The organism is Yoonia sp. (genome assembly GCF_042093035.1).
Taxonomy (GTDB): domain Bacteria; phylum Pseudomonadota; class Alphaproteobacteria; order Rhodobacterales; family Rhodobacteraceae; genus Yoonia.
The window spans coordinates 1-10720 of the sequence record NZ_JBELFI010000091.1 but is presented as its reverse complement, the minus strand read 5'-3'; the positions used below and the strand labels follow the sequence as shown (position 1 = coordinate 10720).

Genomic DNA, 10720 nt, shown 5'->3' with positions numbered 1-10720 from the left:
AGAACCGGAACATCGTGGTCGGCAGGTCATGGATATGCGCATAAGCGTGGCCCATGTTCTCATTGGCCTTTTTGGTGGCCGCATAGATCGTCAGCTGTGTGTCGGCTTTTTCGGTTTCAATGAACGGCATTTCGGTGTTCGCACCATAGGCCGACGACGTTGAGGCCATCAGCAAGTGCTTCACTTCCAACCGGCGCGCGGCTTCCATCACGGTGAATGTGCCGATGATGTTTGAATCCAGATAGGCGCGCGGGTTTTCCAAACTGTAGCGCACGCCCGCTTGTGCTGCGAGATGCACGATAACCTCAGGCTGAAATGCATCGGCCACAGCATCGAACGTGGCCTGATCTTCAAGCTGGCCTTCGGTTGCCGCGAAGTTCGGATTTTGCAGCAGCATCGAATGGCGACGCTGTTTCAAAGTGACGTCGTAATAATCCGACATCCCGTCATAGCCGTGCACCTGAAACCCTTCAGCCAAAAGGAGTTTGGCAAGGTGAAATCCGATAAAACCGGCGGTTCCGGTGATGAGCACTTTTGGTTTGGTCACGTTGTTTTCCGTTTTCATTTAAGTGTGAGCTCAGAGGTGTGGGACGCATCCGTTCCCAATTCAGCGTTCAAGGCGTCGATCTCTGCGCGAAGCGCCTCATATTCTTCCATTTTACGTGTCAAAAACGCGCGTGTGAGAGCGGCTTTTTTCGCCATTCCTTTTGACGTCAAAATATACGCGTAGCGGCGCTTGTCTTTGGCCGCAGTGAAATTTCCCAACTTCACGAGTCCTTTTTCGACAAGCGCATTCAAAACGTAGTGCAACCCGCCAACGCTGACGCCTGCGGCTTTCGCCAATTCGCGCTGCGACATTTCAGGATTGTCTTGAAGCAAACGCAGCACACGAAAATGGGTGTCTTCTTGGAGTTTGGTGCGCATAATTTTGTTCTCCAAAACTCATCAAGGGTATCCGACATCGGGACGCTTGTTTGCCCAAGGTCGCGCGTATCGTTCAAATTTGAGCGATATCAACCTCCACGCAGCCGAGCAAGCTAAAAATAAGCTATACGGGGATTCTCGCTTATGCTCGAATGTGAACGATACATCAGGTCCTTATTGCGCCCTGCTTAAACGTCCTACACCTTTGTCACCAGCACCTTAACGTAGCCCCGAAAACGCGCGCTTCTGCGGGATGCCGACTTGGGGCGAACGCCCGACCCAAGCCAAAGTCAACTCCGCTGCGATCTATGTGCACACACGTGGGGGGCGGCGAATGACATCGCTGACGAGTGTTGAAAGAAACAAAGCTGGCCGCAGATGTGGCCAGCTTTTTTGAATTAGGGGTGAGGCGGTAGGAAGGTGAAAGCATCCTTCCGGCACTTTGCAACGAATGTCCGCTACGAGCCCACACCGGACCTGTTGATTTTGCGTTGCGTGCACTCGCAGCGCGGAAATTGCTGCGTTAGTTAAATTTCTATGCCACTGCGCCGCGGGCAAATCGGTCATTCATGCGAGCTGCGGCGGAAACGACATGCTCAAGGATATGATCCCCAGCTTTCCCAAGGCAACCGCAGTTTTGAACACAGCCCCACCGCAGCGGGGCACATACCCAACACTGCCTGAGGCTGTTTCCTCACGTAACATGTCGCTAAGTGCCTCACCGCAGCAAAAGATCATGGATGGTTACCCTTTCAGCAGGCTTTTGCCAGTTGCTTTGTCGAAGAGGTGACCGGATCCTTCGCGGATGTAAAACGAGACATCAGCCCCTTCGCCTGGCCTATGCCGCGCAGGAACGAGCGCGCGAATCTTCAGTTCACCAACATCAAAGCTCACCAGAGCCTGGTCGCCATGATATTCGATGAGATCTGATTTTCCCGACAAAGCATCAGCATTTTTGTTCTCGGAACTGAGATCACTTGGACGAACGCCCAAAGTGACTTTTTGTCCTTCCTTGATTTCAAACCTGGAAGGATCCACGCACAAAGTCACATGTTTGCTGGTGAGTTGAAAACCGTCGTTTGATTGGTTCACAGTCATATCAATAAGGTTCATGGCTGGGGTGCCAATGAAACCGGCGACAAAAAAGGTGGCGGGCCGTTCATAGATTTCTTCTGGCGCACCAACCTGTTCGATCATCCCGTCTTTCATCAACACGATGCGATCCGCAAGCGTCATGGCTTCCATCTGATCGTGGGTGACATAGACCGTCGTCGTTTGAAGTTTCTTATGCAAACGCGCGATCTCTTCGCGCATTGTCGCCCTAAGCTTTGCATCTAGGTTTGAGAGCGGTTCATCGAATAGAAATACATCGGGCGTCTTGATCATCGCTCGGGCAATGGCGACGCGCTGTTGTTGACCGCCCGACAATTCCGTGGGCTTTCGATCAAGATACGGCTCAAGACCAAGGACACCTGTGACGTCAGCCGTGCGCTTTTTGATTTCTTCTTCAGAGACCTTGATACGACGTAGACCAAAGGCGATGTTGTCCCGAATAGTCATATGTGGATAGAGCGCATAGTTCTGGAACACCATCGCGATACCTCGGTCACGTGGTTCAAGATCATTCACGATTTTACCGCCGATAAGCAGCTCCCCACCGGTAATGTCTTCCAAGCCTGCCATCATGCGCAGCATCGTCGATTTCCCGCACCCTGATGGGCCTAAGAATACGATGAACTCATGGTCTTTCACTTCCAGATTAAAATCAGGGACAACTTCGACTGCGCCGTAGTTTTTCTTGATATTCTGGCAAACAATCTCAGCCATTTTTTTCTCCTAGGTCTGCAACTTTGATTTGCAGTTTGATGTCTGTGGGGAGGCCCTTTGCTGCACGTTCAAATGCAGCGATGCTTTGATCAAAGCTAAAGGTCTCAGAGATGAGGGGTTTCAGGTCAACTTTGCCTGAAGAAATCAACCCCAATGCGCGATCAAACACATTGGCATAGCGGAATACGGTTTCGATGCGCAGTTCACGCGCGACTGCCGCGTTTACGTCAAAAGAAACTTCAGCGGGAGGTAGGCCGACAAGGACAACACATCCGCCAGGCCTTGCCGCGCGAATAGCATCGTTGAAGACTTGAGGTACGCCGCTGGCTTCAAACACAACATCAGCGCCCCAACCATCAGTTTCATGCAGCACCGTGTCGTTGAGGGAAACGGTCGATACATTCACTGGAACGATGCCGTCGTAACGCCCAGCAATTTCCAATTTTTCAGCGCTTACATCGGAAATGATGACCTTACTGCACCCCCCAGCAAGTGCGGCGAGCGCGACCATAAGCCCAATTGTACCGCAACCGGTAACGACGGCGACATCACCGGGGACGATCTTGGCCCTTGCTGCCGCTTGCATCCCGATCGCAAAGGGTTCGACCATCGCTCCTTCGGCAAAGCTTACGTCGTCGGGAAGCTTGTAAGTGAATGCGGCAGGATGAACGACAGTTGATGTCAGGATACCATGCACCGGCGGAGTGGCCCAAAAGGCAACTGCTGGATCGACATTGTAGATACCCAGTTTCGAGGCGCGTGACGACAAATCAGGGACACCAGGTTCCATACATACGCGATCACCAACTTTTAGATGCCGCACTTCACTCCCGACCTCGATTACGCGGCCAGATCCCTCGTGTCCAAGAACCATAGGCTCTTTGACAACGAAATCTCCGATTTTCCCATGTGTGTAATAGTGGACGTCGCTTCCGCAGACGCCGACTGTATCAATCGCAATTTTTACGTCGCCTGTGCCCATTGCGTCCGGCAATTCAATCTCGCGGATCGCCAGTTCGCCAATGCGTTCCAGTACAAGTGCTTGCATGTTTTTTAATCCTATCGAGCTTTCTGAGCAAATGCGCGGTTCAGAAAACCGCTCAAAAGGCCCAGCATCAGAAGAGGGGGGAGAGAAAGCAAAACAACAGCAGCGTTCAGAATGCCCCAAGGGACATTCATTCCTAACTGGGACATCTCAGATGCAACGATAGGGAGGGTTTTTGCATCACTTGTTGTCAGCATCAGTGCCAAGAGGAACTCGTTCCAAACAAGGACGAAGCTAAACGCGAGGGCACCTAGAAGCGATTTCATCGCGACCGGCAGCGCCACTTTAGCGAAGACGGCGTACGGTCCGTAGCCATCTACGCGTGCAGCCTCCTCGATAGCGATTGGGACGCGTTGAAAGCTTGGAATGGCGAGCCACATTGTGATCGAGATTGTAATCAATGAGTACGCGATGATCATTCCAAGTTTGGTGTCGTAAATCCCAAGGTTCAACCAAATCACCATCAGGGGAATGGCCACCGCGACAGGTGGTAAAAACCGGAGTGACAGAACGAAGAACTGAATTTCCTTGGTGATACGGTTTGGATGCCGCGCGACTGCATAAGCGGCCGGCAAGCCTAGCATTACAGTTGCATTATCTCTGGACATCTGAATCAATGGTTTACCATGATTCAGATGAGGTCATGGATGACTGGTTTGTCGATAGAGAGCACGCTTGAGCTCTGGGCATCTTCCTTACGGGATGTAAAGGCGCGCATGCGGCCCTTGTTCACGCAAGATCGTGTAGCTGCTTGCGCCGGGAACTTTCTTGACGGGCTTCTGGGCGACGAGCGGCGCAAGACAGGTTGGATGCGGGCCGAAGCTGCCGGCGACAGTGGTCCCTGGCGGCAGCAGGCCATCCTTGGTCGAGGGTGCTGGGATGCCGATGCGTTGCGCGACATCGTGCGTGACTACGCGCTGGAAACGCTTGCCGATCCCGATGCGGTTCTGGTGATTGATGAAACCGGTTTTCTGAAGCAGGGTCACGGCTCTTGCGGAGTGGCGCGGCAATATACTGGATCCGCCGGGAAGATCACCAACTGCCAGATCGGCGTCTTTGCGTCCTATGTCTCTCGTCACGGGCATGCCTTCATTGACCGGGCGCTTTATCTGCCAAAGGCATGGGCGGATGATCCGACACGACGAGACAAAGCCCATGTGCCCGAGGCTGTTAAGTTCGCCACCAAACCCGCCCTTGCCTGCGCCATGATCCAGCGCGCGTTGGCGGCGAATGTCCCGTTTTCCTGGGTGGCGGCCGACAGTGTTTACGGTGTCGGGGACCTTGAAATGGCCCTGCGACGCGCGGGGAAGGGCTATGTCCTTGGCGTCAGTTCCAATCATGGGTTCAATTCCTGGGGTAAGCCTTACGCCGTATCCGGCACGGCAAAGGAGATCGCCGCAGGCCTGCCCGAGGACGCGTGGAAACGCCTCTCGTCCGGGGCTGGCACAAAAGGCGCACGGCTTCATGACTGGGCCTATTTCGACCTCGCGGATCTCGATGCAGGCGATTTTGGTTCTGATTTCCCCGGCACATGGACCCGTGGCCTTCTGATCCGCCGCAACATCGCCGATGGCGATACTTCATACTTCACAACTTGGTGCCCACAGGGAACCTCCATCGAAACCCTCACCCGGATCGAGGGCCACCGATGGGCAATCGAGGACAGCTTCGAAACCGCCAAGAACGAATTGGGGCTCGACCACAACGAAACCAGGTCGTGGCATGGCTGGCACCGTCATGTCTCGCTGGTCATGCTCGCCTTCGCCATGACCGCAGCGATCCGCCATCATGCAAACGTCGCAGCAACCCCAAAAACACTACGAAAGATCAATCAGATCCGATCCCGTCACTGATCCGCTGGTCTATACAGGAAATTCGCCGCATCGCGAACAAAATGGCCCAACGACAGATCCAACCTGCCGAGATCATCGCGTGGTCGGTCTGGCGACGCGCCCATCAAGCCGTCGCAAGGGAGTGCCATGTCAAATCCAGAATGCAACTGTAATGCTAGTCACTTTGTTGGTTTGTCATCGCCGTGCATCGACGGAAAGGTCGAACGCACCTGCCGCCATGCATTTGCAAGATGCCGGCGCAGCGCGTCTTCGGCGGCATCCGGGTCGCGCATCAGAATGTTCTCGAAAATCGAGGCGTGGAACCCATAATTCTCGCGATTGCGTTCAGGCATACGCGGTGTTTGCTGCCATTTTGGCGCAAGCCAGGAGGCATAGGCCCGATGCAGAGCCGGCAAGATCGGATTCCCGGAAATCTCATAGAGCGCCCCATGAAATTCGATGTCGGTTTGATCGAACGCATCGCTATCGTTGATGGCGTTTTCATTGGCGATCAGCGCTTGGTGCAAGAGTTCAAGATCGGCCTTGGACGCCGAGTTAGCAGCGTGTCGAACCAGAGACGCTTCGATCATGATTCGTGTGTTAAACAGGTTCTTGATCCCATCAGGTTGATCAAGTAGCCGACCGGCGATGCTGCCCATGACATCAAACGCGCTGTCCGCATTCACCCGCCGGACAATCGGGCGATGGCGGGGCCTCGTTTCGATCTGCCCGCGGCTCGACAGGATGCGCAATGCTTCCCGCACCACATTTCTGCCGGTGCCGAATTCAATCATCAGATTGCGCTCTGTCGGGATCGTTTGACCTTCTTTGAGTATGCCGTCGCGGATCCGTCTTTCAAGCTCATTGACTAACTTATCTGGTGCTCTGGTGGGTGCAGACATGAACTTGGGCCAATTTTTGTGACATAAGACCAAGATAACGCCGAATCTGAATAATACAACAGATCGAAGGTTTATATTTGGTTGTACCAAAAGCAAGGCGCATCGCGCCGGGCACCAAACAAACCCGGAAGGACCTTCTCTTTTTTGCTTACCGGAAAAATCCGCGTCTCGAAGGCGTCGGCAACGACCTCAATTCTGTAGGCGCTCCACACCGCTTTCAAAGTTAAATTTGTCATTGGTGTCCATGGCTTGGCATCCTTACAGGCCGGTATCCTCCGATCAGCATGGCAGTATAACCCTACCAAACTGATCCATTTTTGGCAAAACTGTTGACTAATTCCGAAAACTACTCCAATTTGGCACTATCAAAGGGAAACTGGATGGGCTAGGCGGAGGTCCTCCGCAATCGCGGGCTTCTTCACCTGATGCCAGAAATTACTTTGCCGCCCGCTTTTGGGCAACCAACCTGGAGGAAGTTATGAAGTTCAACACACTGGCATGTGTCGCCGCATTTGCTGCGACAACTTTGGTAGGGTCAGCCGCCGTCGCTGACGAATTGAAGCTGGCGCATGTCTACGAAGCTAGCCACCCGCTTCACACCGCCGCCCTAAAAGCCGCCGAGATGCTTGAAGAGCGCACCGAAGGCCGTTACACGATGTCGGTCTTTCCTGCATCTTCTTTGGGCAAAGAAGCTGACTTGAATGAAGGCCTGTCGTTGGGCACCGTGGACGTGATCTATACAGGTCCGGGTTTTGCGGGTGCCGTCTACGGCCCCGCCTCGATGACCGACTTCCCGTTCACGCTTCGCAACCTTGACCATTGGGCCGCCTATTACGCGAGCGACGTTTTTCAGGAAGTCGCCGCTGGCTACAAGAACGCCACGGGCGGCAATGAAATCGCTGCCGTGAGCTATTATGGCGCCCGTCATGTCACCGCGAACAAGCCGATCCTGACGCCTGATGATATGGTTGGCCTGAAAATCCGGGTGCCGAATGCACCTGCCTATGTGCTGTTCCCGAAGGCAACGGGCGCAAATCCGACGCCCATGGCATTTGCCGAGGTCTATCTTGCGTTGCAGCAGGGTGTTGTTGACGCTCAGGAAAACCCGCTTACCACCATTCAGGCAAAACGGTTTCATGAAGTGCAATCCAACATCAACCTGACCGGTCACATCATCAACTCGATCTATACCGTTGTTTCCGGTCTTCGCCTGTCATCCATGAGCGAAGAAGATCGCGCGACCCTCAATGAAGTGCTGATCGAGACCGCCGATATGGCCACAAACGATATCAAGGCGGCCGAAGCCGAGCTGGTCGCCTGGTTCCGCTCTGAGGGGATCACCGTGAATGAAGTCGACCGGGCTCCGTTCATCGCGGCAGTAGCACCCGCGTTGACCTCCGGCGATCTGCCTTTTCCTGCCGAGCTTTATGAAAAGCTCCAGGCGATTCCGGACGCCAAGTAACAGGTATTTCGACTGCCGCCCCGCCATGGGGCGGCGGCATTTCCGAGGGGAGGCAACATGTCACAAAAAGATCAAATCGATGCGATGCTCGAAGAGATCGAAGAAGTCACCGACGATATCTCTGATGTTAGTTGGATGGATATCCCGGTGCTTATCGTCTTCGCGGCACTATTCTTTGTCGTCGCTTTGCAGTTTTTCACGCGCTACGTGCTGAACGATAGCCTGGGATGGACTGAAGAAATTGCGCGTTATTTCCTGATCCTGTTGGGCTTTGTCGGGGGCATAAGCTGCGTCCGCCTGGGCAAGCACATCTTTCTGGAGTTTGCCTACTACTACATTCCGGTAAAAGCCATCAAGCCCATCATCCTTTTGGTAGAAACGATCACATTCGCTTTCTGGGGCTATGCGGCGGTTCTGGCGATCGAGCTAGCGCAAAAGACGCGGTCGAATATGGTCTCAATCGATCTGCCCAAAGCCTACATTTATTACTGCGTCAGCATTGGCTGCGCGCTCATGGCGCTGTTTTCAATATTGATACTTGTACGGCAGGCCCGACGCCCGGCACAGGACATCATCGAAGAGAAAATCCCGTTCTTTGTGAAGGCTGTATGAAATGGCACTTACCTTTCTTTTTGCACTCCTCGCTCTTTTCCTGATCCTTGGCGTGCCGGTTGCTGTCGCGCTTGGCGGCGCTTCGCTCGCCTATATCATGGTCAAGGGCCTGCCTGACGTCCTGCTTATCCACCGGATGATCGGCGGCATCGACAGCTTTCCATTGCTGGCGATCCCCTTTTTCATTCTCGCCGGTCATCTGATGAATACGGGCGGCATCACCACCAAGATCTTTGCCTTTGCACGATCTCTGGTCGGATGGCTTCCCGGTGGTCTGGGCCACGTTAACGTGGGTGCCAGTGTAATTTTTGCTGGGATGTCGGGGGCGGCGGTTGCGGATGCGGGCGGTCTTGGCAGCGTAGAGATCAAGGCCATGCGCGAAGCGGGCTATGACGTCGACTTTTCCGTCGGGATCACGGCGGCCAGTTCGACCATCGGCCCGATCATCCCGCCCTCGCTACCCTTGGTGATCTACGGGGTCATGGCCTCGGTTTCGATCGGCGAGCTGTTTGCCGCGGGCCTTATCCCCGGGCTTCTGATGGCCGTCTCCTTGATGATCATGGTTGCCTGGTATGCCAAGAAGCGCAACTATCCCAAAGACAGCCACATCGACTTTTGCAATATCTGGGCGACATTCAAAGAGGCGTTCCTTCCTCTGCTGACTCCGGTCATCATCGTCGGCGGAATTGCCACCGGGATTTTCACCCCCACAGAAGCTGCCGTTGCGGCTGTGTGTTACGCACTGTTACTTGGTTTGGCGGTTTATCGATCCCTGACATGGCGACATCTTGTGCGGGTTTCGATGGACACGATCCTGACTTCGGCCGCCATTTTGATGATCATTGCATCCGCTGCTGTTTTTGCCTGGATCTTGACGTCCGAGCAGGTAGCAACAAAACTGGGAGACTTGCTTCTTGGCGTTACCGACAACAAGAACGTCTTGCTTATCATCATGATGCTGATCGTCTTGGTGATCGGCCTTTTTATGGAAACCATCGCCGCAATCACCATCTTGGTTCCGGTGTTGATGCCAATCGCCTTGACGGCAGGTATTGACCCCGTTCACTTGGGAATCCTGTTGATCCTGAACCTGATGCTGGGCCTTCTGACGCCCCCTGTAGGCATGGTGCTATTCGTCCTGGCGGAGGTCTCGGGAGTAAAGTTTGAGCAATGCGTGAGGGCGACAATGCCGTTTCTTGTGCCGCTGATCATCGTGCTGCTCCTGATCATGTTCATCCCGGAGATTGCCCTTTGGCTTCCCACAATGGTGTATAGATAAACGCCTGTTTGCCCGTTTCTCGAAAGACCATCAATTCCGCGGCGGGCAAACAGCCAACTACATCTTTGTGCCAACTACATCTTAGTGAATGGCAAGCGTGAAACGGTTCACGGCAGTGTGACGCCCAGCTGCCGTGTCAAAACTCCCGAAAACATTGAGGTAAAAACAACATGGACTTGGACCTATCCCACCCGTCAGTCGATGATCTGCGATTGGCAGCACGAAAGCGAATTCCCAAATTCGCCTTCGAATATCTGGACAGCGCGACAGGCCGCGAACTCGGACTAAAGACAAATCGAAGAGCGCTGGATTCAATCGGGTTCCTTCCAAACGTGCTGTGCGGTCGACAAGATATCCAATTGAAAACTTCGCTCTTGGGAAAAGAATACAATCTGCCTTTTGGCATCGCTCCGGTCGGGATGTCCGGCTTGTTTTGGGCTGGCGCGGAACGCAAACTGGCTCAGGCAGCGGTCAGTCACAACATCCCTTACTCTCTGTCAAGCGTGGCTGTCGCCTCGCCTGAGGATGTTGCGCCGCATATCGGTCAAAATGGATGGTTCCAGCATTACCCAGTCACTTCGCCAGATTTGCGTCGCAAAATGCTCACCCGGGTCAAGAGCGCGGGGTTTCATACCCTCATCGTTACATTGGACGTCCCGGAAGAAAGCAGGCGCGAACGGCAGCGGCGGGCAAACCTGACGGTGCCGCCAAAAGCCGATCTGCGGACCTTGACGGAAATGGCCCGCCGGCCCGCATGGTGCCTTGCTCATTTATGCGAAGGCATCGTGCCCCGGATGCGCTTTTTCGACGATTATATTCCACAAAGAGGCCGCGCAA

The 10720-nt window shown here is 54.0% G+C and carries 11 protein-coding genes and 1 pseudogene; 5 read left to right on the top strand and 7 right to left on the bottom strand.

Going from position 1 to position 10720, the window contains the following annotated elements; genetic code table 11:
* The 6 genes and pseudogenes from ACFDSS_RS11165 to ACFDSS_RS11140 form a co-directional block, all read right to left on the bottom strand.
* A partial coding sequence (locus ACFDSS_RS11165) for a GDP-mannose 4,6-dehydratase (protein WP_375255820.1) occupies positions 1-547 on the bottom strand: 547 nt, incomplete at its 3' end.
* A gap of 14 nt (positions 548-561) precedes the next feature.
* Positions 562-924, bottom strand: a complete 363-nt coding sequence (locus tag ACFDSS_RS11160; RefSeq protein WP_375255819.1) for a MarR family EPS-associated transcriptional regulator — start codon at positions 922-924, stop codon at positions 562-564.
* 609 nt (positions 925-1533) lie between these two features.
* Positions 1534-1662, bottom strand: a pseudogene (locus ACFDSS_RS11155) (carbohydrate kinase); the annotation flags it as partial.
* Between the two features lie 6 nt (positions 1663-1668).
* Entirely contained in the window at positions 1669-2751 is a 1083-nt protein-coding gene (locus ACFDSS_RS11150; protein ID WP_375255818.1) for an ABC transporter ATP-binding protein, read from the bottom strand.
* Positions 2744-3799 carry an NAD(P)-dependent alcohol dehydrogenase gene (locus tag ACFDSS_RS11145; protein WP_375255817.1) on the bottom strand — a complete coding sequence of 352 codons (1056 nt, stop codon included), beginning with the start codon at positions 3797-3799 and terminating at the stop codon, positions 2744-2746. The genes ACFDSS_RS11150 and ACFDSS_RS11145 overlap by 8 nt, the downstream gene beginning before the upstream one ends.
* 11 nt (positions 3800-3810) lie before the next feature.
* Complete coding sequence (locus ACFDSS_RS11140) at positions 3811-4404, bottom strand: carbohydrate ABC transporter permease (RefSeq protein WP_375255816.1); 594 nt, start codon at positions 4402-4404, stop codon at positions 3811-3813.
* Between the two features lie 39 nt (positions 4405-4443).
* On the opposite strand from ACFDSS_RS11140, the gene ACFDSS_RS11135 reads away from it, so the two are divergent.
* A complete protein-coding gene (locus ACFDSS_RS11135) occupies positions 4444-5649 on the top strand; it encodes an IS701 family transposase (RefSeq protein ID WP_375255815.1) in 1206 nt (401 codons plus the stop codon).
* A gap of 158 nt (positions 5650-5807) precedes the next feature.
* On the opposite strand, the gene ACFDSS_RS11130 is transcribed toward ACFDSS_RS11135, so the two are convergent.
* Entirely contained in the window at positions 5808-6626 is an 819-nt protein-coding gene (locus tag ACFDSS_RS11130) for a FadR/GntR family transcriptional regulator (protein WP_375255814.1), read from the bottom strand.
* Between the two features lie 382 nt (positions 6627-7008).
* On the opposite strand from ACFDSS_RS11130, the gene ACFDSS_RS11125 reads away from it, so the two are divergent.
* The 4 genes from ACFDSS_RS11125 to ACFDSS_RS11110 form a co-directional block, all read left to right on the top strand.
* Positions 7009-7992 carry a sialic acid TRAP transporter substrate-binding protein SiaP gene (locus ACFDSS_RS11125; protein WP_068291572.1) on the top strand — a complete coding sequence of 328 codons (984 nt, stop codon included), beginning with the start codon at positions 7009-7011 and terminating at the stop codon, positions 7990-7992.
* Between the two features lie 57 nt (positions 7993-8049).
* Complete coding sequence (locus ACFDSS_RS11120; protein WP_068291575.1) at positions 8050-8604, top strand: TRAP transporter small permease; 555 nt, start codon at positions 8050-8052, stop codon at positions 8602-8604.
* A gap of 1 nt (position 8605) precedes the next feature.
* Entirely contained in the window at positions 8606-9883 is a 1278-nt protein-coding gene (locus ACFDSS_RS11115; protein ID WP_068291577.1) for a TRAP transporter large permease, read from the top strand.
* A 170-nt stretch (positions 9884-10053) separates the two neighbouring features.
* Positions 10054-10720: alpha-hydroxy acid oxidase (locus ACFDSS_RS11110; protein WP_375255813.1), on the top strand; the 667-nt coding region annotated here is incomplete at its 3' end.

What these genes read in the sequence shown, in the direction of transcription:
- ACFDSS_RS11160 (WP_375255819.1), bottom strand. Translation starts at nt 924, where the DNA reads ATGCGCACCAAACTCCAAGAAGACACCCATTTTCGTGTGCTGCGTTTG.
- ACFDSS_RS11150 (WP_375255818.1), bottom strand. Translation starts at nt 2,751, where the DNA reads ATGGCTGAGATTGTTTGCCAGAATATCAAGAAAAACTACGGCGCAGTC.
- ACFDSS_RS11145 (WP_375255817.1), bottom strand. Translation starts at nt 3,799, where the DNA reads ATGCAAGCACTTGTACTGGAACGCATTGGCGAACTGGCGATCCGCGAG.
- ACFDSS_RS11140 (WP_375255816.1), bottom strand. Translation starts at nt 4,404, where the DNA reads ATGTCCAGAGATAATGCAACTGTAATGCTAGGCTTGCCGGCCGCTTAT.
- ACFDSS_RS11135 (WP_375255815.1), top strand. Translation starts at nt 4,444, where the DNA reads ATGACTGGTTTGTCGATAGAGAGCACGCTTGAGCTCTGGGCATCTTCC.
- ACFDSS_RS11125 (WP_068291572.1), top strand. Translation starts at nt 7,009, where the DNA reads ATGAAGTTCAACACACTGGCATGTGTCGCCGCATTTGCTGCGACAACT.
- ACFDSS_RS11120 (WP_068291575.1), top strand. Translation starts at nt 8,050, where the DNA reads ATGTCACAAAAAGATCAAATCGATGCGATGCTCGAAGAGATCGAAGAA.
- ACFDSS_RS11115 (WP_068291577.1), top strand. Translation starts at nt 8,606, where the DNA reads ATGGCACTTACCTTTCTTTTTGCACTCCTCGCTCTTTTCCTGATCCTT.